The organism is Pseudomonas neuropathica (genome assembly GCF_051174785.1).
GTDB classification, from domain to species: Bacteria; Pseudomonadota; Gammaproteobacteria; order Pseudomonadales; family Pseudomonadaceae; genus Aquipseudomonas; species Aquipseudomonas neuropathica_A.
Genome location: NZ_CP195111.1, coordinates 2,092,208 through 2,113,758 on the forward strand (window position 1 = coordinate 2,092,208; position 21,551 = coordinate 2,113,758).

Here is a 21,551-nt window from a genome sequence, read left to right on the forward strand (position 1 = left end):
CCTCAAGTGGCTTCCTGAAAATCCATCTCCGGCGGCTGGCGACGGAAGCCACCGGTGAGCACGGCAAGATAAACCACGCCGATCGCCAGCCAGCTCAGGCCCAGATAGACCGCCAAGTGATCGAGGCTGACCATCAGCCATAAATCCGCAACCAGACCAATGAACGGGAAGAGCAAAAACAGCACCAGCTCACGCAGGCCTTTTTTCTCGCCGCCGATCCAGTAATGAAAAATCACCGAGAGGTTGACCAGACTGAACGCGAGGAACGCGCCGAAGTTGATGAACGAGGTCGAGGTGGTCACATCGAGTTTCAGCGCCAGCAACGCCACCACCGCGCACAGCAGGATGCTGTTGACCGGCGTGCCGAAGCGCGCGTGCAAAGTGCCGAAGAATGATTTCGGCAGGACGCCGTCGCGGCCCATGGCGAACAGCAACCGCGAGCCGCTGGCTTGGGCCGACAGCCCCGAGGCGAATTGGCCGACAATCAAACCGATCAGAAAGATCGACACAAACAGATCACCGCCGATGTTGCGGGCGATTTCATAGGCGGCCGAATCGACGCTGTCGAACTGGAATGACGGGTGTGCGATCTGCACGAAGTATGAGACGCCGACGAAGATCAACCCGCCGATCAAGGTGATCAGCATGATCGCTCGCGGAATGGTGCGGCGTGGCTCGCGGGTTTCTTCGGTCAGGGTGCTGACCGCATCGAAACCGAGAAACGAATAGCAGGCAATCGCCGCGCCGCTCATGATCAGCGGCATCTGCATGTCGCCATTGAAGAACGGTTTGACCGACCACAACGGCGTGCTCGCATCGCCGCCGATGTAGTGCACGCACAATACGACGAAAGCAATCAGCACCAGAAACTGCACCAGCATCAGCAAGGCGTTGATGCCGTTGGCCAGTTTCAGGCCGATGATGTTGATTGCGCTGGTGATGCCGATGAACGCCAGCACCCAGATCCATTGCGGGATCGACGGGAATGCCGAGGCCAGATATGCCGCGCCGATCAACCAGATCGCCATGGGTAGAAACAGGTAATCAAGCAACACCGCCCAACCGGCGATGAAGCCGAGTTTCGGGCTGATCGCTTTGCGCACGTAGCTGTACGCGGAACCGGCGACGGGGAATGCGGCGGCCATGCGCCCGTAGCTCATCGCGGTGAAGAACATCGCGATCAGCGCCGCCAGATAGGCGGCGGGAACCATGCCGGCGGTGGACTGGGCGAGGATGCCGAAGGTGCCGAGGACGATGATCGGCGTCATGTAGGCGATGCCGAACAGCACCACCGACCCTAATGAAAGGGTGCGTTGCAAACGAGCCATGGGCGACTTACTCCGAATGTTATTGGATTTATGGCAGAGCCGGGTTCGGCGAAGTTTTGGGTTGGTTTTGTTGTTCTGGTGTTGCTTGAGTTTTATGTTCGACTTGAAATCTTTTCCCCCTCACCCCAGCCCTCTCCCCCAGGGGGGCGAGGGGGAAAGGGAGCCGATCGCCATGAGTTTCAACTCCTGAGTTCGACTCGAATTCGCAGTTTCAAATCCTGGGTGCGACTGGGTCCTTCAGGTCGGAGTACCTCGAACAATCAGCTCGGTCAGTCCCCTCTCCCCCTGGGAGAGGGTTAGGGTGAGGGCAGCGGTCAACGGCGTGGAATCAACAGCTCACGTACACCATCGCCACGCTCCACCACCTCCCCCGGCAACTTCAAGCGCTGATCATCCAGATAGCGGTAATCCCTGCGCGCAATTTCCAGTTGAGTGAAATCCAGCTCAACGCTGAACGTCCCCTCTTCCCGCCCGGCCTCGAACAACAGCGAGCCCAGCGGATCGACCAGCGCACTACCACCGGCAAACACCAGACCGTCATCCCCCGCCTCCACGCGATTGACCATCAACGCAAAGGCCTGATTCTCCTGGGCACGGGCCATGATCGCGGTGCGGTGTGTCGGCGCGTACGGATCCATGTTGCCGTTGGTCACGATGAGCAATTCAGCACCCAGTTGCGCCAGGGCGCGGGCCGACTCCGGAAACTCGATGTCGTAGCAGATCAACAACCCGACGCGCACACCGTTCCACTCACACGTGGCGTAGCGGTCGCCGGCCTCGAACACACCGCGATCCGACGCCCACAAATGGGTCTTGCGGTATTTCAGGGCGATGCCTTCAGGGGTGATCAACAGCGTGGTGTTGTAGAAGCGCCCGTTGTCGTTCTCGGCCATGCCGATCACCACGCCAATGTTGCGTTCGCGCGCAGCGGCGAGCACTGCACTGACAGTCGGGCCGTCCAGCGGCTCGGCCGTTTGCGCCACGGTTTCAGCGCTTGGAAAGCCCATCAAGTGAGTTTCCGGGAACACGATCAGCTGCGTGTCCGGCGCACACGCGGCGATCGCTGCAAGTGCGCGTTCGAGGTTGTATGCCGTGGCATTGTCACGGCCCGCCAGTTGGGCGAGTTCGACTTTCATTAGGGTTCCCTTGTTATGAGCGCCGGGCGCTGAAAGATTGCCCGGTGGCTGTCTGTGGGCCAGTATGCGCAGCAAGCGAGCGGCCAGGGAATTACGCGGCCGGGGTAACCCGATAGGGGTAGATCGATGACACTTGCGTTTGACGACATCACCTGGCACCGCGCCGTCGGGCAACTGATCGAGGCGCTGGACAAGCCGAACTTCTGGGCACAACTGGTGCGTCTGCTCGACCAGTACGTGCCGTTCGATAGCTGGGTGGTGCTGCTGTTCAGCACCGATCAACACCCGCAAGTCTTCGCCGAATGCCCGGGCGCAGACGGCAGCCCTGACCCGTTGTTTCAGGATTACTTACGCGGCCTGTACCTGCTCGACCCGTTCTACATCGCCTGCCGCGAGCAAACGCGCACCGGTCTGTATCGCCTCTCGGAAGTGGCACCGGAGCATTTCGAACTGACCGAGTATTACCAGCGATACTTTCGTCTGAATGTCGTGGCCGACGAAATCCAGTTCAATTGTCAGCTCGAAGGCGATCGCACCTTGTGTCTGTCGCTGGGCAGTGAAAAACGTTTCACTGGCGAACACATCGCCTTGCTGTCATTGATCCAGCCTTGGGTGCTGGGCCTGCTGCGCCAGCGCCTGCCCTATGAGATCAACGAAACCGTGGCCCTCGCCGCCGCCCCTGTCCGGGCAGACTGGCGGGTGCAACTGGAAGCGTCGGTGCAACAACTCAAAGGTGCGCAACTGACAGCCCGCGAACTGGATGTCGGGCGTTTGATGCTCAGCGGTTGCTCCAGTAAAGAAATCGCCCGTAAGCTGGAAATCTCCGTAGAAACCGTGAAAGTCCATAAGAAACACATGTACAGCAAGCTGGGGATCAAATCCCAGTCCGAGCTGTTTTCGATTTTTCTCCAGGCGCAAAACGCCTGACCGTTTGGTGAAGTGGCTTTTTGTGGGAGCGAGCCTGCTCGCGAATGCGTCGGATCAGACAATAATTTTTCTACTGATAGACCGCTTTCGCGAGCAGGCTCGCTCCCACAGGGATTTTGTACATTCCTGAGCCTTTCGCCGAAATCTCTGAGTCCGAACCAAGGAAACCGTATGAGCCTGTCACTCCTGAGCCGCTACGCCTTCTTTGCCATCTGCGTGATTTTCACCCTCGCCAGCCTGCCTTTCCTCGAACATGACTGGCTGTGGCCGATCACCGCCGTCACCGGTGTGTTGAGCCTGCTCGGTCTGTTCGACCTGCTGCAAAGCCCGCACGCAGTGCGCCGCAACTACCCGATCCTCGGCAACATCCGTTACCTGGTCGAAGGCATCCGCCCGGAGATTCGCCAATACCTGCTGGAGTCCGACAACGACGCCCTGCCCTTCTCCCGCGCGCAACGTTCGCTGGTCTATTCGCGAGCAAAAAACGAAACCGCTGACAAACCGTTCGGCACGCTGATCGACGTCTATCAATCCGGTTTCGAATTTATCGGCCACTCGATGCGCCCGGCGCCGCTGAGCGACCCGAGCAGTTTCCGCGTCACCGTTGGTGGCCCGCAGTGCAGTCAGCCGTACTCGGCGTCGGTGTTCAACATCTCGGCGATGAGTTTCGGCTCGCTCAGTGCAAACGCCATTCGCGCGCTCAATCAAGGGGCAAAACTCGGCAACTTCGCCCACGATACCGGTGAAGGCAGCATCAGCCCGTATCACCGCGAACACGGCGGCGACCTCACCTGGGAGCTGGGCAGCGGCTACTTCGGTTGCCGCACCAGCGACGGCCGTTTCGACCCGGAACGCTTCGCGGTCCAAGCGCAGAACCCGCAAGTGCGGATGATCGAAATCAAGATGAGCCAAGGCGCGAAACCCGGCCACGGCGGGATCCTGCCCAAACACAAAGTCACCAAGGAGATTGCTGAAACCCGTGGGATCCTGATGGGCGAAGACTGCGTCTCACCCTCACGCCACAGCGCGTTTTCCACGCCCTTGGAAATGATGCAGTTCATTCAGCAATTGCGTGAACTGTCCGGCGGCAAACCGGTGGGTTTCAAGTTCTGCCTCGGCCACCCGTGGGAGTTCATGGGCATCGCCAAAGCCATGCTGGAAACCGGCATCCTCCCGGACTTCATCGTCGTCGATGGCAAGGAAGGTGGCACCGGCGCCGCACCGGTCGAGTTTACCGACCACATCGGTGTGCCAATGCGCGAAGGCCTGCTGTTCGTCCACAACACCCTGGTCGGCCTCAACCTGCGCGACAAGATCAAACTCGGCGCCAGCGGCAAGATCGTCAGCGCCTTCGACATCGCCAGCGTGCTGGCCATCGGCGCCGACTGGGCCAACTCCGCGCGCGGCTTCATGTTCGCCATCGGCTGCATTCAGTCGCAGAGCTGCCACACCAACAAATGCCCGACCGGCGTAGCGACTCAGGATGCCTTGCGCCAACGTGCGCTGGTGGTGCCGGACAAGGCGCAGCGCGTGTTCAACTTCCACCGAAATACCCTCAAGGCACTGGCGGAAATGTTGGCAGCGGCCGGCCTCGAGCATCCGTCGCAACTGTCGGCCAAGCATCTGGTGCGGCGCATGTCGGCGACCGAGATCAAGTTGTTTTCGCAGCTGCATGTGTTCCTGAAACCGGGGGAATTGCTCACCGGGGAAGTCAACGGCGAGTTCTATTCGCGGATGTGGCAGATGGCGCGGGCGGATAGTTTTGAGCCGCAGGAAGTCGCGGCCGCGTAACGACCAATGCGCCGGTCTGCGCAACGGACTGGCGCGTTACTCCAGATGCTCGCGCAACAGCACAAACCGGAAAAACAGGTAGCCCGCCAATAGATTGAGCAGCGTGAAAGACGCCACTGTGGCCAATCCATGCCAGTACTGCGCATCGGCAATAGCGCCAATGGCAAAACTCACTCCGCCCATCCCGCCGATAAACAACAGATAGCCGAGCACCGACGTATTGCGCTCGAAGGTATACAGCACATTCACGTAAAACGAGAACGCAGCGGCTACGCAAAACGCTGCGAAATTACTCGCAGCCTGCGTCAGCCCCACGGCGGTGCACAGGACAAAAAATACCTGCCAGTGAATCAATCCATCGGCGAGGCCGATCACAGTCAATGCAGAGAATCCTTTCATCTCGATTCCTTGCCAAAGCCGTTTTTGGCGAACAGCCAACCTAGGTCATCAGGCGCTGGCGGTCTACTGTCAGAAATTACAGGTACAGGGCTAATTGCGACCAACGGTCAGCGCTTCACCACTGCAACAACCGTCCGTGCGGCGGCTCTTTCATAACGATAAAGCCGTAATCGCCGAGCAGATAAATGCGGTAATACAGACTTTCCACCAGCGCTGGATAACCCCTGTATCCGACGTGCGTGGCGTTACGTCGCTCACGCTCGGCAACCACATTGGTGATACCCATCGACGGCAGGTTCTCCGCGAGCATGTAGTAATCGACATTCAGCAGATAACGCAAAACCGGTAGCTGTCGGAACGATCCCTCGGCACTGGCCAGCCAGCGCTCGGAATAATTGATCGACAGGTAAATGCGCTTGGCTTCACGCAGTTCGCGATGAGCGGCGATGTCATGACCAAGGCTGAACAGCGCAGCCGTGGCGAAGGTTTTCTGCATGGTCAGCACGCGGCCGTAGGCAAACGACAGCGACAACGTCGCCAACAGGGGAATGATCAGCAGCAAGGGCAACAAGCGGTGACAGGGCACCAATGCCAGCCGAGCGAGATAGAACAGAAACACCAGCAGCACGCCGAAGCCCATCAGCGTTCGCGCGCCCTCATTGAAATCGCGGAACAGCAACGTGATGCCCGGCACCAGCAGTGTCAGCACCGCGAAAGTGGCCAAGCCGAGGATCGCATAACTCGCGCGCCGATCCATCCCAGCGAGACGCGCCAGTCCCCAGAGCGCGAAAAGCACCAGAGCAGCAAACACCCACAGATATCCACCGTGAAACAACAGCGTGATTTTTTCCAGCACGCGGCCCATGTTGGTGATGATTTGCAGTAATGGATGCCCTGCCCTGTCGAGCAACTGCGCTTGCCGCGAGGCCGCCATGAACGGGTACGCGGTGACGCCATAGATCGCGACGCCAAGACCGAGCTGCGCAAGCTTGCTGCCAAGCAAATGCAGGACCTCTGACCACGAAGCCCGGCGGTACAGCGCACTGAGCAACTCCACACAACACAAACCCAGAAAGACGTTGACGCTGATCTGGTACAGACCGAGACCCAGTGCAATCAATAGCGCCGGTATCAGCCAGCGTTGCACCCGAGTCGCACCGTGAATGGTGATCGCGTAGATCATCGCAACCAGACTCAGCGCCATGCTCGGCCCGTCGTACTGATAGGAGAGATTCTGCAGCAGGAAGGGGTTGTACCAGAGCGGCAACGGCACCAGACAACAGGCCAGTGTCGGCTCGGCAAAGTAGTGAAACGTCAGACCGGTCAGCGCCAGACTCATCGCCACAGTGGCGAGCAACAGCGGCAAGGGGAAGATATCCGGCGCAGCGCCGGTGAACGTCAACGCCTGATACAGCCAGTCGGCAAACAAGCGACCGTAGCCGGCCCATTCATTACCGGCTGCCAGTGCACGCCAGTTGTCGTCGATGTAGGGAAAGTCGGCGAGGATCAACGGCAGAACATACAACCCGGTCGCCAGCAGAAAGAACAGCAGGACCTGGCGCCGGCCGAGTTCGCGAACGACAAAATCGCTGATCCTCATCGCTGCGCCTCTATTCACTACCGCGCCAAGTGATACAGATTTGAACCTCAGCGCCGGGTTTGTATCTTTCTTTCAGACCGGCGGTCAGGCTGAAACGGCGCCCACAAAAAACCCCGATCTCGCGACCGGGGCTTCGTTTTTTCAGCCGCTACGACTTAAGAGGCCGAACGCGCAGCACCCTGCGTTTCGCCGGTCGGTTGCAGCTTGAACACGTAGAACAACACGGTCAGCAGGACCAGAAACGCAGGCCCCACATACAGCGCCACGCGGGTGTCCGGGAAGTACGCCATCAGGCCGACCACCAGCACCAGGAACGCCAGGGCAAAGTACGAACTGACCGGGTACAGCCACATCTTGTACTTGAGGCCGGCACGTTCGCTGGCACTCAGGCCTTTGCGGAATTTCAGCTGCGCCAGCAGGATCATCACCCAGGTCCAGATCGCGCCGAAGGTGGCAATCGAGGTCACCCAGACGAAGACTTTCTCTGGCACCAGATAGTTGAGCATTACGCCCAAGAGCAACACCGCAATCGACAGCAACAGCGCACGACGTGGCACACCGTTATTCGACGTCTTGGCAAAACCCGCCGGGGCCTGGCCGTTCTGCGCCAGGCTATAGAGCATGCGCCCGGTGCTGAAGATGCCACCGTTGCACGACGACAATGCTGCGGTAATCACCACGAAGTTAATGATGCCGGCGGCGGTCTTGATGCCCAGACGTTCGAAAGTCATCACGAACGGACTGCCCTGCGTGCCGATTTCATTCCACGGGTAGATCGACAGAATCACGAACAATGCGCCGACGTAGAACAGCAGAATCCGCCAGAACACCGAGCCGATCGCGTCAGGAATGGTCTTCTGCGGATTCTTGGCTTCACCGGCAGTCAGGCCGATCATCTCGACACCGAGGTAGGCGAACATGACCATTTGCAGGGACATCAGCACGCCGGTCACACCGTTGGGCATGAAGCCGCCGTGGGCCCAAAGGTTGGAAATCCCCAACGCCACACCGTCATTGCCGAAACCGAAGGCGATGATGCCGATGCCGCCGATGACCATGGCGATAATGGTGACGATCTTGATCAGGGCGAACCAGAATTCGAATTCACCGAAGGCCTTCACCGCGATCAGGTTGATCGAACCCATGCTGATCAGCGCCGCGAGCGCCCAGATCCAGCGCGGCACATCGGGAAACCAGATGCCCATGTACACGGCCACCGCAGTGATTTCCGCGACGCAGGTCACCAGCCACAGGAACCAATAGTTCCAGCCGGTGAGAAAACCGGCCAACGGGCCGAGATAGTCTTGCGCGTAACGGCTGAAGGAGCCGGCGACCGGGTTGTGCACAGCCATCTCGCCGAGCGCGCGCATGATCACCAGGATCGCCAGGCCACCCAGAATGTAAGACAGCATGATCGCCGGGCCGGCCATTTCGATGGCCTTGGCCGAACCTAAAAACAGACCGACGCCGATACAGGCACCGAGCGCCATCAGGCGAATATGCCGTTCGCCGAGTTCGCGTTTGAGCGGACCGCCCTGAGCGGTGTCGCCGTGAGGCAGTTGATTGCCGACTGGCATAGGGGTGCAACCTCGTCTTGTTATTGGATATGACCACCGAGTATCGAAGCGTCGGCCGATAAGCCTTGGCTGCTGTGAGACCGCGTGTACCTCGTGGGCAAACGCGTCCTGCAGGTCAACCTGCAAGATCAGCGGGGCGTGCAGTATAAAAAGCCTTGGGCAGGACTTTTCACTCAATAAACCACAACATTCAGCGACAACTCTCGGCGATAGCCGGGTTTGCGGAGAGGCATTACCTGCTTTACGTAGGAATATTCGCCACTGAAAAAGCCGCCGAGTATTGCACAGCATTGGTGCATCGTCATGTGTCCGCTTGGCCAGCATTGCCCTACAGAGTGCTCTGACTTGCAGGTTTGGGCCCCGGTACCCGCCGTTCAGATTTATTCAGCAATTACCCCTCCCTCATCCCCGCACATTTTCTTCCCCGCCGCCAACCACCGTCTAAGCTTCAGACAAGTCCGATCAATCTGCGTGAATGGATCAATCGACTATGGGCGCTTTGTGGCAAACCGATTCGAGTAAAGCCGTGGTTCCGACTGACCGTGTGGATGAAGCGCCTGTCCCTGAAAAACCCCGCCGCAATCGGCACGGGTGGAAGGCTTTCTGGCTGTTGCTGTTGATTATCGCGATCGTGGTAGGGCTGGCCGCGTCCAAGGAAATGCGCACCTCGCGCTTTCAATCGCGCGAGCTCAGCCAGTACGCCGCTTCACTGACTTACCATCTCGAACCCGGTCCCAGTGAAGCGATTCGTTATCCGGGCAACGGGCCGTTCGATCTGCGCCTGGGTTACAGTTCCCTCGATGAATTCCTGCCGCGCCTGCTCAAACGCAACTATGTGATTACCGAGCAGACGCGTTTTTCCCCGGCGTTGCTCAGCTACACCGATAAAGGCCTGTTCGTGCCGTACTCGGAAAAGATCCAGGCCGGGCTGTCGATCACCGATTGCCGGGCCGCGCCGCTGTACAAGTACAACTATCCACAGCAGCTGTACGCAAGCTTCGCGGCGATCCCGCCGGTGGTGGTCAGCAGCCTGTTGTTCATCGAAAACCGGTTTCTGCTGGACCCGAAACAGCCGCTGGCCAACCCGGCGGTGGACTGGCCGCGCTTCGGCATGGCGGCGTGGTCGCAAGTGGCTAAATTGCTGCGTCTGCCGGGCCAATCGGCGGGCGGCAGTACCTTGGCCACGCAACTGGAAAAGTACCGGCATTCACCGGATGGCCTGACGGTGTCCGGTGCCGAGAAACTGCGGCAGATGATGTCCGCCAGCGTGCGCGCCTATCAGCCCGGCCCGCAGACGCTGGGGGCACGGCAGAACATCGTGCGCGATTACCTCAACAGTGTGCCGCTCTCGGCGGTGCCGGGGCATGGTGAAGTGCATGGCATGGCGGAAGGCTTGCGCGTCTGGTACGGCAGTGACTTCAATCAGGCCAACGCACAGTTGAACAGTCCGGCCACGGATCCGAAAACCATGGCTGCCAAAGGCCTGTACCTGCGGGAAATGCTCTCGTTGATGATCGCCCAGCGCCGCCCTTCGCATTACCTGACCAAGGGCCGTGAAGAACTCGCCGACCTCACCGACAGCCACTTGCGCCTGCTCAAGCAGAATGGCGTGATCGACAGCGCGTTGGCCGATGCCGCCCTCGCCAGCAAGGTCACCTACCGCGACTGGCAGACCCAGCCGACCATGCAACCGATCGAAACCAACAAGGGCATCAGCGTCGCCCGCAGTCGTCTGGCGAGCATGCTCAACCGGCCGCTGTACGATCTTGATCGCCTGGATCTGTCTGCCACCAGCACCCTGCAAGGCGACCTGCAAACCCAGGCCACCGCTTATCTGAAGAAACTTGCCGACCCCGCTTATGCCGCGGAAATCGGCCTGCTCGGTGAACGTTTGCTGACGCCGACCAGCACCACGCAAGTGCGTTACAGCTTTACCCTGTTCGAGCTGACTGCGGACGGCTCCCGCGTGCGGGTGCAGACCGACAGCACCGACCAGCCGTTCGACATCAACGAAGGCAGCAAGCTCGAACTCGGCTCAACCGCGAAAATGCGCGTGCTCACCACTTACCTGCAAATCATCGCCGAACTCCACGACAAGTACGGCGCGATGGGCGTGCCGGAACTGAAGAAAGTCGAAGTCCCCGATCAGGACCGCTTGAGCCAGTGGGTCATCGATTACCTGATCCAGAACAAGGATCACGACCTGTCGAAGCTGCTCGGCGCAGCCCTCGACCGCAAATACTCGGCCAGCCCCGGCGAGGCGTTTTTCACCGGCGGCGGCTTGCACACGTTCCACAACTTCCGCAAGGAAGACAACGGCCGCATGCCGACCCTGCGCGATGCCCTGCGCGAATCGATCAACCTGCCGTTCATTCGGCTGATGCGCGATCTGGTGCGTTACACCACCTACTCCGGCCCCAACAACAGTGCCGAATTGCTCAAGGATGATCGCGACCCGCGGCGTCAGGAATACCTGGCCAGTTTCGCCGACCGCGAAGGCACCTCGTTCCAGCTCAAGTTCTGGAAAAAGTACAAAAACAAAGACACTCAGGCGCGTCTCGATACCTTTCTCGACAGCATGCGCCCGACGCCGATCCGCATGGCCGCCGTGCATCGCTACTTGCTGCCGGATGCCAGTCAGGAAGACTTCAACACGTTCGTGCGCTCCCACCTCAAAGGCGCGAAGCTCACGGAAAAACTCACCGACGATCGCCTGATCCGCCTCTACGATTCCTACGGACCCGGCAGTTACGATTTGCCCGATCAAGGCTTCATTGCCAAGGTGCATCCGCTGGACCTGTGGATGATGGGCTACCTGCTGAACCACCCGGACGCGACCTTCAGCGAGATCGTCAAGGCCAGCCATTTCGAACGTCAGGAAGTCTATAGCTGGCTGTTCAAGAGCAAGCACAAAGGCGCCCGCGATAGCCGGATTCGCACCATGCTTGAGATCGAGGCGTTCCTCGAGATTCACCAGCGCTGGCAGAAAGTCGGGTATCCGTTCGATCACCTGGTGCCATCGCTGGCCACCGCCATTGGCAGCTCCGGTGACCGCCCCGCTGCCCTCGCCGAATTGATCGGGACCATCCTCAATGACGGCGTGCGCATGCCGACGTTGCGCATCGACAGCCTGCATTTCGCCGCCGGCACGCCGTACGAAACACAACTGGTCAACGACCCGCACGTCGGCAAACGGGTGATGCCGTCCGAGGTCGCCACGGCCATGCGTGAAGCGCTGTCGCAAGTGGTCGACGCCGGTACGGCAAAACGTGTTTCCGGCAGTTTCAAACTGGCTGATGGCAGCCCACTGGCCATGGGTGGCAAAACCGGAACCGGTGATAACCGCATCGAGGCCATCGGTTCGGGCGGACGCATCCTCAGTTCGAAGTCGATCAACCGTACCGCGACCTTCGTGTTCTACATCGGCGATCACCATTTCGGCACCCTCACCGCGTTCGTTCCGGGGCGCTCGGCGGAGAACTTCAAGTTCACCTCGGCCCTGCCGGTGCAGGTGCTCAAGGGCATGGCGCCGATTCTGACGCCGTACCTGCAACCCGGCAGCGCCTCACAATGCACACCAACGCAAACAACCAGCGTGGCGATGCTCGAGGCGCCGCGCCCTACAGCGAGGTAACAAATCGTGTCGGGCTTTTCTGCATCAGCGTGACGTTTTTTCGATGCAGCGGGTGGTACTTATGTATTTTTCAGATTCGAATTTTCGTCGGGTTGCTGACCCGTAGCGCTGTTTGCCTCCCGATCTTTGAACTTTTGTTTTGCCCTGCCCTGAGTAGGCTGATCATTCCTCAACAATCAAGGATGATTGGCCATGTCTCTCTCTCCCCAGCCTGCGGACAACGCGGACAAAGGACGGCACTACGAATTCATCAAGTCTGCCGTCAACGACAATTTCAAGACCGCCACCGTCAGCCGGGGCCTCGCCTTGGCAGCCACTCCACTGCAGATTCAACCCTGGTACACCAGCGCACCCGCCGCGTACCTGAACAAACTCGCCACTGCGAACCTCAAGGCGTGGAGTTCGCAGAACCGCGTTGACCATCTGTTGGCCAAAACCGATCTCTATGCCTTCGCCGAGCCGCTGCTCAAGGCAAGAATCAAGGAGCGGCACGGTATCGAGCCGGACGTCAAAAACACCTTTCTGCGCCTGTACCTGCCAAAAGACAAACCGTGGTACGCCATTGATATTGCCAAGGGCGTCGTCACCCGCACGGTTTCGTTGCTGGATGCTGCCCTGCACAACTTCGCCAGCAGTGAAACGGTCGGTCATGGCTCGGACTACATCAGCAAACCCGATGCGCGAGGTTTGTTCGATGTCCTGCCGATCAAAGGCAAAATGCCCATCAGCCAGTTCCAGACGCTGTGCCGCGATCTGGATATCGGCGCGCAATATAAAAAACACCTGGAAAGCTACCTGCTACCCGGCGAACCGCTGGCCGAAGGCGTGCTGCAACACAAGGTCAGCCAGAGTCAGAAGGACGCCCTCGCCGTCGCCGCGAACTTGGCGCTGATCAAGGACGATATCCAGTACGACGCCTACAAAATGCTCTTGAGCCTGACCGAGGACAAACCGCAGCTGCTGCTCAATGGTCGCTCCATGCAGTGTTCTGACCTGTCGTTGCTCGGCACCCGCCTGACCGGGATTCTGCTGTTGACCCACACGGTTTCGGACAGTCGCGGCGTTCGACGCCTGATCGTTTACATCCCCCACGACCCGGACCATCCGCTCAAGGAATACGACTCTCTGAAGGCGTTCCGCGATGAATTGGCGCGCCAGTTTCGCGAAGACCGATCGAGTGAGTCGACCGGACAGACCTACCGTCAGTTCTTCAGCCAGTTCGTTGATCAGCAGCAACGTGGGCACTTCTTTGCCGAACTCGAACAACGGCTGTTTATCGTCAGGTACCACCCACGTCAGGATCCGAACGATCAGCGTCCGCCGTGGCGCAAGGATCCGGTGGACAATCCCAATCTGCAATTCAGCCGGGTGAAATTACAGGGCGATTACTGGCGCCATGCCTATCAGCAAAAACTCAACAAGATCCTCAACGACGCCCGGGAAATTGCCGTCTCCACTGCCGACACCGACAGCAAGGCGCGCTGGGCATGGTGGGACAACTTCAAGAAAATCCTCTCGGACATTTTCAATGTCGCGCTGTTGATCGCCACTCCGTTCGTGCCGGGTCTGGGCGAACTGATGATGGCCTACACCGCTTATCAACTGACCAGCGACGTCATCGAAGGCATCGTCGATCTGGCCGAAGGGCTTTGGCGGGAAGCCGCCGGGCATGTCATCAGCGTGGTCACCGACGTCATTCAGTTGGCCGCGTTCACCGCCGGCGCGCAGATCGGCGAAGCCTTTCGCGTCAAACTTTCACCGCTGGTCGATGGCATGAAACCGGTCAGGCTGCCCGATGGCAAAGACAGTTTATGGCACCCGGACCTGAGTCCTTACGAACGCAACGAACTGATGCTTTCGCCAGGCGCCAGACCCGACCGCCATGGGCTGCATCAGTACGGCAACGAAAACGTCCTGCCACTGGAGGGCAAGCTGTACTTTGTCGAAAAAGCTTCGACTGATGCGACGTCCAACACCCACCGCATCAAACACCCGAGGCGCGCCAACGCCTACAAGCCCAGGATCGAGCACAACGGCCACGGCGCCTGGGTGCATGAAGTGGAAACCCCGCAAGACTGGCCGGATGAAGCGCTGATGCGGCGATTGGGCCACAGCGTCGAACGTTTCTCCCCTGCCGAGCTGGAACAGATCCGCGTTGGCAGCGGCACCGAGCACAATGCGCTGCGCCAGATGCATGTCGACAACAGCCCACCGCCGCCGCTGCTGGCCGATACGGTCAAGCGCTTCAGCGCTTACGACGAGGTGCTCACGGCGAGTGCCGACATACGCGGCGGTCGCCCGATCGATGCACAGGCCGTCTGGCTCGAACCGATGTTGACCGCGTTGCCGGGCTGGCCTGACGGCAAAGCGCTGGAGGTGTTTGCCGATGCCAGCCTGAGCGGTTACTCGCACAAATACGGCAACCCGCAGGCTTTGCCGCCCGATACCTTGAGCATCAGTCAGGGCGATCTCAATGCGGGCCGGTTGGTGGAGCGGGTGGTGGACTTTCTCGGTGACGAGGACCTGAATCATCTGACCGGTCAAGCGGCCAGTCGCGACGAACGTGTCGGCCTCTTGCGCAATCGGCTCGCGGACGCGGTTGATGAGCGACGCAGCGCCGTCGCACACCACGTTTATCAGTCCAGTGAACGCTCCGGTAAACCCGACATCCGCGTGGTCAAACAGACCTTTCCCGAGCTACCGCTCGTGCTCGCCGAGAAAGTCGTGGCCGAGGCAAGCCCGGCCGAATTGCAAAGAGTCGTCGACGAACAACGCCTGCCTCTGCGCCTGAAAAATCAGGCCCGGGAGCTGAACTTCGAAGCCAGCGCCGCCCGCGCCTACGACGGTTTTTTTCGCGATGAGCTGATCACCGCCGACACCGAACGACTGGCCCTCAACACCCTGAAATTCTACACCGACAGCTTCGGCGATCTGCGCATCGAAATCCGCGACGGCACCTGGGATGGCCCGTTGCGCTGCAGCGCCGGACCGCAGGAGGCAACCAGCGTCCGGCGTCTGATCCGCGATGAACACGGCCGTTATGCGGTGCTCGACGACAGCAATCGCGCACTGCATGACGCCGACGATTTCTATGCCTCGCTTCTGCGCGCGGTGCCCGAACAGACCCAGTCGGTTTTAGGCCATCGACGCGGCCAGAGTCATGCACTGAAACGCTGGATCATGGAAAAAGCCGCGCCGGCTGCCGAGCGCCGGACGGTGTTGGCCGAACCACCCATTCGGCCGGTGGTGAGCATTGAAACCGAGACCCTGGTGCGCGGCTTGCCGCGGTTTCTCCGTCGATCGACACCGGATGAAAGAATAAAGGACCTCTTTCCCAAAATGAGCGAAAGGGAACGAACGACTTTTATTGAAGCTTTGGCACGCAAGGGCGAACCGGTCGACGCCATCGAGCGCCTTGAAAACGAACGCAAGGAACTGCACGACGAGTTGATGACCTGGAGTAGCAGTTATCGCGAATTTGATGTGGAAAGCGACTACTGGAACATTTCATCCGACTACTTGGAAAAAGGCGGCAGGTTCATCGAGACACGGTTGATTGAATGCTTTGATCGTCAAAGCGAGATTTTCGGTGAGCGCAGCCTGCATCCGGAACAAGGCTTGACGCTGGATTTATCTTCCGAGTTCCAGGGGTATGAACTCGAACGCTGGTGGAATGACCTGCGCAGGCGGCCAAAGATGAAAAAATACTTTGATCGCATCACGGCGCTGAAACTTGACCGGGCGCGCCTTTCTCCAGACCCCAGCGCTCTGCTGAGTACCTTCCCTGAGCTTCGCCAATTGAGCGCCCGCGAGTGCGAGTTGAAAGAAATGCCTTCCATCATCGGGTTGATGCGCCAACTCAAAGATCTGGACCTGACCGATAACGCCATCACACTGACCAGCGAATCCAGCCAGCAACTGGCCGGGCTGGATCAACTGCGAACACTGAATCTGAACGGCAATCCCCTGCGTCAGCCACCCGATGTCGGACATATGGATCACTTGACTGAACTGCGCCTGGCCAAGACGAAAATCCAGACCTGGCCCGAAGGTTTGTTCCGTGTCGGCGCGATCGACAAACAGCGACCACAAAGCTTCTATCTGGATTTACGCGATGCACAAATCAACACCTTACCCGAGGTCACTCCCGGATCCGCGCAGGCTTACACCCTGAGCCGGGCGCGCTTCGATACGAAGCGATTGTCCGTCGAAGATCACGTGCGGTATGGCGAGTACCGTAAATCCGTAGGCCTCTCTTTTGCGCAGGAGAACTTTCCGGCCGCCGAAAACGAAATCAGTTATTGGCAATTGTTTCCCAAGAATTCCACTGCCTCCAGCCCTTCAGGATCGCTCAGCAAGTATCGCCTGGAGTCCTGGCATGACCTGATGGCCGAACCCTATTCGGAAGGTTTTTTCAGCGTGATTCGCAAGCAGCGAGAGAGCGCCGAATAACAAACGGATCATGGCCGCAGACGCCTGACCCAGCGGGTCTGGGAAATGGTCGACGCTGCCGCACTCGATGCCAGGCTGCGGGAAAAGCTGTTCCAGCAAATTGAGTCGCCCAAAGACCGCGTAGATCTCGGCGCCCGGTTGTTGAACTCATTGGGAATGAAAGTGCTGGTATCGAAGGCTTACGCCGGGTCGACTTCAGCCACCGAACTGGAAGCCAGCCTTGTGCGCCTGGCGCGCGGTGCCGCGCGGTTGGACCGGGTTGCCGATGAAGTCAGGGTCGAGTACAAAAACCAGACCGAACAAAACCTCATGGACCCCGGCATACCCGTGTCGGATGAAGTGGACATTCACCTGGCATTCGAGATCGGTCTGGCGCAAAGACTGGAACTGCCCTGGCAGTCCGAAAGCTTGCTGTATCCCCGCCCCTCCGGCGTCTCTGCGGAAAACATCGAGACGGCCTACAAGCTGATCATCAAGGACGAACAGGGTGACGGGCTGGTCAACGGGATGATCGACCTATCCTCCGAAAACTTCTGGGAAGAATATTTACGCCGTACCCACCCTGATGACTACGAAGCCAATGACCGTTTGTTCGACGACATGTCAGGGCAGCTCGACGAGCTGCGCAGCGCCCAGGCCGAATGGGCCAACGCCACCCCCCAGACACCCCTGAATGCGCTGGCGCGCAAACTGGAAAGGCTCGCCGATCTGTTGGGCGTTCCCCAGGCAGAGGTGTTCAGCGGCGACCTCATGAGCGATGCAATCTATGAACGACTGTTCAATAAAATCGCCTATGAGCGCAAAGAGCTTTCCAGAAAACTGACACGTGAAGCCATGGCCAAGGCCGGTCTCTGACTTCCTTGATTTGCAACCCGGCCAGCCCCACAAGGAACTGGTCGGATTGCACCGCGCCTAACCGACTTCCGAATCCCAGATCACCGTGATATTGCCTCTGTAGGGCCGGCCTTGGGCGTTGTCGATCATCCAGTGGGTTTGCTGCTCGTTCACTTCGAAATGCAGAGTTCCCGGCTTGCGATCGATATAGAGAGAGGGTTGAAACGGCGCTGTAGGCTCAATTCCCAATGGCTTGCGCTTGACCGGCAGCCCGGCGCTGTCGGTCAAGCCGTTGGGCAGCGTGACACTGACGTCCACCGCTCCGGCAAATCCCTGCCCGTCGGTAATGGCACAGCCCGAACCCCAGCCCAGCCGATGCTCGCATTCAAGCTTCATGGTGAATTTCGACGAGGCGGAAATATGGAATATCTGATCGCGATAAAGGCGCGAAGGCTTGCGCCCGCTGTCCAGCCAGCGCTGCCAGCCGCCCTGCGGTTCCAGCACGACTTTGTTGCCGCCAGGCGGAATATCCACTTTCAGGGTGTGCTGCACGTCGAGTACAAAATCCAGGGTCAGGTTGCTGTCGTCCGGCTCCATCCAGGGTCCAAGATCAAAATCACGTGTGACACCAAGGCTATAAGCCATTGAGCCGGTGTAAAGACCGGAAGACATACCCAGCGGGTTGGGCGTTCTCAGCTCGTAAGCAATATCGAGTGAATTGAAGGATATGGATGGAATGTTGTACATCGCCGTCTTGACGCAATATGTCTCAACAGGGGTCTTCCAGAAGAACCGATAAGAATCAGCGCTGTACGCCCCGACGCCGCTATAAAGACAGGGGGGCGCTGCATACACCCAACTGTTGGTGGTCCAGAGTTTCTGATGCCCTTCAAGGATATCGCTCACACCCACCAACTCGTGTGCCGGCTGGCTCAAAACGTACCTGGAACCCAAACCGGTGATACGGACTTCGACAGTCTCGGTTTCCTGAGTCTGAGCATTGGTCACCGTCAATCGTCGCCAATTGGCTGGGGCCTTCATCGATATCCAAAAAAATGGCGTAATGGGGCCGATTGAATTGAAACGAACAGGTACCTCAATACTGAACGTAGCGTTGTCAGTGCATTGATTCGGATACTCCGCGCAATAGCCCGAATTCGGGGTCTGGTTAACAAATACGTTCTTGTTCGGCTGCGACGGATCCGGCTGAAACAACGCTCGGATCTCCTGATTGATTGCCTGCACCTGAGGTACATGCAACGCCGCCAGCAGAACCAGCCAGTCAAACCTTTTCATGTGCACCTCTGCCTCTGTAGGGCATTTTTTGTTTGCTTCATTCCGCCCCCGGCGCCCTGGCGGTGAACATCAGCACCACATTGCCGTGGTAATCCCCGGGTCGGTAACCGCCCGCGGGTTCGATCGGATCGATCTTCAACGCCACCCGCTTCCCCCCTGCGGCTTCTTCTTCGGACAGCACCTGACGCGGGGTGACATGCGAACTCAGCTCGACATCATTGAAGGAAACCAGCAGATCGATCACCTCGCCGGGGCGGCCATTTTCCAGGTACGGGTCGTAGGCAAGGCGGGCTTCGATCGCGCTGCTGTCATGGCGCACGTCGAAGTTCCTCTGTAGCCCGCTGAGGGTCGAACGCTGGTAATCCCACTCAAGCCGCTGCGGTCGGTGAATCCAGTCCGGCTCCGCCGGGATGATGTAAAACGGCCGACTGGGGATGGTCAGGGACACTTCGAAGGTGTGCTCTTCGCGCGCGGCCCACGCCCCGGCGCCGGTCAGCGCAGTGACAGCCAGCAGCGCGGCGGCGGTGCATTGCTTGATCATGTTGGTTACCCGATACGTCAATGGAAAACACACCTAGCGACTGGCGATCTTTATGGTTTTCTTGTCGTTGCCTTCGATCAGAAAGAAGCTGTACTGGCGGCCCTTTTCCTTGTCGAAGGCGAAGGTCTTGCCCGCCAGCACGTGGTGTTTGGTGGTGGCACCGCAGTCGCTTTCCTTGCTCAGTGAGCAGCTTTTGAACTCATCGACGATCAGCACGGTGTTGCCGTTGTTGCGTAGTTCATAGCGACTGTCAGTGTCGTTGACGACGGTGGCGAAACGCGCGTCCTTGGGCCGCACGAAGAAGATCGTGCCGAACCCGGTCATCACGTTGACCCCGGCTGAAAGCGAGTTTTTATAGTCTTCACGCTCCTCGCTGCTGACCACGAACTCGTCTTCCTTTTCCGGCACCACCGGGACGAAACGTACGCGGAAATAGCGCTCGCGATCACGCTCGCCCATGTACAGCAAACGCGTGCCCTGCATACCTTGCGCCGGGACGATCAGTCGCGCCGGGCTGGCCATCACGCCATTGCGCGAAGCGCCATCGGTGGCATTTGCAACGGGCACTTCCTGCGGCACGCCATCGGCGCCGTAGATGATTTCCAGCACGTTGATCTTGACGAACGCCGTGGCATCGCCACTGTTGAACACCCGTTTCAGGTAGGTACTTTTATCGGCATCGAGATAGTCGTAGACAGTGCCGACATTGATCTGCGGCCCGGCCTGCGCCGTCAGGCAAAACACACTGAGCACGCCCAGCAGAAAACCACGTTTCATCGCGTTCAACTCCATGAAAATCGAAAAGGGCCTGACTGGAGCACTCATGCGTCCGAGTCCCAGATAATGGTGATGTTGCCGCGCAGCCGATCGTTGAGGCCGGGGCGCAGGAGGAAATTGATCGCAAACGGGTCCAGCTCAAAATGCAACGCGCCGGGTTTGCGATCCACGTAGATGCCGGGCTGGAACGGGCCCATCCAAGTGTTGAAATTCAATGGATTTCTGTTGACCGGGCCATTGGCGGGGCCGTCGATTCCCGCAGGCAAGGTCATCGAGACCTTGACCTGAACAGAGTTGCCCAAGGGGCTGCCGAGCCTGCAGTACGGCCCGCCCAGGGAATCGCACAGCATCATCACCTTGAAGCGCGAAGACGCAGAGATGTAGAAGGGTTGATCGCGAAAGATCCGGGTCGGCTTGCGCCCGCTGTCGATCCATGGCGCCCAGCCACCTTCAGGTTCCAGCGAGACTTTGGTGCCACCCGGTGGCAGGTCGACTTTGAGGGTGTGCTGTACGTCCAGTACAAAGTCCAGGGTCAGGTTGCCGTCGTCCGGCTGAAACGTCGCACCCATGTCGAAATCGCCGCCGGGTCCCATCGTGTAGGCGATCGACCCGGTATACAGACCGCTCGACATGCTCAACGGATTAGGGGTTTTCAACTCATATGCAAAATCAATCTTCTCGAAATACATCGAGGGGATGCGGAAAGCGGCGGTCTTGGTGCAGGGCGCTTGCACAGGCGTCTGCCAGAAAAACCGATAGGCGCGATCGCTGTACCCAGCCACGCTAGTGCCTTGGCAAGGTGCCGGGGCATAGAGCCAACCACTAAGGGACGTCCAGAGGATGTCATGGCCTGTGGGGGCTGCTACTCCGGTCAGGTTATCCACGCTATCGCTGAGGACAAATCGGGAGCCGATGCCGGTGATACGCACCTCTACGGTTTCCGTTTCCTGATTATCCTGATTGATAACCGTCAAGCGTTTCCAGCCAGCCGGAACCTGCACTGAGACATCGTCACCCGGCCTGAGCTCGCCTGAGCTGAAGCGGACAGGCAACTCAATGCTGAACATGTTGTTGCTGGCGCATTGCGCGGGGAAGTTCACGCAATAACCACTATTGGGTGTCTGATTGATGAACAGATTCTTGCCCGGCTGCGAAGGGTCAGGCTGAAACAACGCACGGATTTCCTGATTGATTGCTTGTGCCGTGGACATACTCAGCGCCAGCGCCAATGCACAACCACCTGTAAAAATCTTCATAAG

General features: G+C 58.9%; 14 protein-coding genes. 5 read left to right on the plus strand and 9 right to left on the minus strand.

The genetic code is table 11. The features are described from left to right. Positions 1-2: 2 nt before the first annotated feature. Positions 3-1,328: an APC family permease gene (locus ACRRSD_RS09440; RefSeq protein WP_435037906.1), complete on the minus strand. Its 1,326-nt coding sequence runs from the start codon at positions 1,326-1,328 to the stop codon at positions 3-5. A 314-nt stretch (positions 1,329-1,642) separates the two neighbouring features. Then, positions 1,643-2,464, minus strand: coding sequence for a carbon-nitrogen hydrolase family protein (locus ACRRSD_RS09445; protein ID WP_435037907.1), 822 nt, complete (start codon positions 2,462-2,464; stop codon positions 1,643-1,645). 126 nt (positions 2,465-2,590) lie between these two features. On the opposite strand from ACRRSD_RS09445, the gene ACRRSD_RS09450 reads away from it, so the two are divergent. Both ACRRSD_RS09450 and ACRRSD_RS09455 read left to right on the plus strand, forming a co-directional pair. Further along, positions 2,591-3,391: a response regulator transcription factor gene (locus ACRRSD_RS09450; protein WP_435037908.1), complete on the plus strand. Its 801-nt coding sequence runs from the start codon at positions 2,591-2,593 to the stop codon at positions 3,389-3,391. 171 nt (positions 3,392-3,562) lie between these two features. Further along, the gene (locus ACRRSD_RS09455) at positions 3,563-5,182 is read left to right on the plus strand and encodes an FMN-binding glutamate synthase family protein (protein ID WP_435037909.1); all 1,620 of its coding nucleotides are present in this window, start codon (positions 3,563-3,565) and stop codon (positions 5,180-5,182) included. Positions 5,183-5,218: 36 nt separating this feature from the next. On the opposite strand, the gene ACRRSD_RS09460 is transcribed toward ACRRSD_RS09455, so the two are convergent. The 3 genes from ACRRSD_RS09460 to ACRRSD_RS09470 all read right to left on the minus strand — a co-directional run bounded on the left by ACRRSD_RS09460 (position 5,219) and on the right by ACRRSD_RS09470 (position 8,758). Next, positions 5,219-5,581: a GtrA family protein gene (locus ACRRSD_RS09460; RefSeq protein WP_435037910.1), complete on the minus strand. Its 363-nt coding sequence runs from the start codon at positions 5,579-5,581 to the stop codon at positions 5,219-5,221. Positions 5,582-5,696: 115 nt separating this feature from the next. After that, complete coding sequence (locus ACRRSD_RS09465) at positions 5,697-7,181, minus strand: glucosyltransferase domain-containing protein (protein WP_435037911.1); 1,485 nt, start codon at positions 7,179-7,181, stop codon at positions 5,697-5,699. A 155-nt stretch (positions 7,182-7,336) separates the two neighbouring features. Beyond that, positions 7,337-8,758, minus strand: a complete 1,422-nt coding sequence (locus ACRRSD_RS09470; RefSeq protein WP_150652328.1) for an amino acid permease — start codon at positions 8,756-8,758, stop codon at positions 7,337-7,339. Between the two features lie 490 nt (positions 8,759-9,248). Here ACRRSD_RS09470 and ACRRSD_RS09475 point away from each other — a divergent pair, with 490 nt between their 5' ends. The 3 genes from ACRRSD_RS09475 to ACRRSD_RS09485 all read left to right on the plus strand — a co-directional run bounded on the left by ACRRSD_RS09475 (position 9,249) and on the right by ACRRSD_RS09485 (position 17,699). Then, positions 9,249-12,392: a transglycosylase domain-containing protein gene (locus ACRRSD_RS09475; RefSeq protein ID WP_435037912.1), complete on the plus strand. Its 3,144-nt coding sequence runs from the start codon at positions 9,249-9,251 to the stop codon at positions 12,390-12,392. Between the two features lie 192 nt (positions 12,393-12,584). Beyond that, entirely contained in the window at positions 12,585-16,844 is a 4,260-nt protein-coding gene (locus ACRRSD_RS09480; RefSeq protein WP_435037913.1) for a dermonecrotic toxin domain-containing protein, read from the plus strand. Between the two features lie 24 nt (positions 16,845-16,868). Then, positions 16,869-17,699: an NEL-type E3 ubiquitin ligase domain-containing protein gene (locus tag ACRRSD_RS09485; RefSeq protein WP_435038492.1), complete on the plus strand. Its 831-nt coding sequence runs from the start codon at positions 16,869-16,871 to the stop codon at positions 17,697-17,699. Positions 17,700-17,756: 57 nt separating this feature from the next. Here ACRRSD_RS09485 and ACRRSD_RS09490 read toward each other — a convergent pair whose 3' ends face one another. The 4 genes from ACRRSD_RS09490 to ACRRSD_RS09505 are packed head-to-tail and all read right to left on the minus strand — an operon-like array spanning position 17,757 to position 21,548. Continuing rightward, complete coding sequence (locus ACRRSD_RS09490; RefSeq protein ID WP_435037914.1) at positions 17,757-18,974, minus strand: hypothetical protein; 1,218 nt, start codon at positions 18,972-18,974, stop codon at positions 17,757-17,759. A 37-nt stretch (positions 18,975-19,011) separates the two neighbouring features. Further along, positions 19,012-19,515, minus strand: a complete 504-nt coding sequence (locus ACRRSD_RS09495; RefSeq protein WP_435037915.1) for a CS1 type fimbrial major subunit — start codon at positions 19,513-19,515, stop codon at positions 19,012-19,014. A 33-nt stretch (positions 19,516-19,548) separates the two neighbouring features. Continuing rightward, complete coding sequence (locus ACRRSD_RS09500; RefSeq protein WP_435037916.1) at positions 19,549-20,292, minus strand: molecular chaperone; 744 nt, start codon at positions 20,290-20,292, stop codon at positions 19,549-19,551. A gap of 44 nt (positions 20,293-20,336) precedes the next feature. Further along, positions 20,337-21,548 (minus strand): hypothetical protein, encoded by a 1,212-nt coding sequence (locus ACRRSD_RS09505; RefSeq protein WP_435037917.1) that lies wholly within the window; start codon positions 21,546-21,548, stop codon positions 20,337-20,339. Positions 21,549-21,551: the final 3 nt, after the last annotated feature.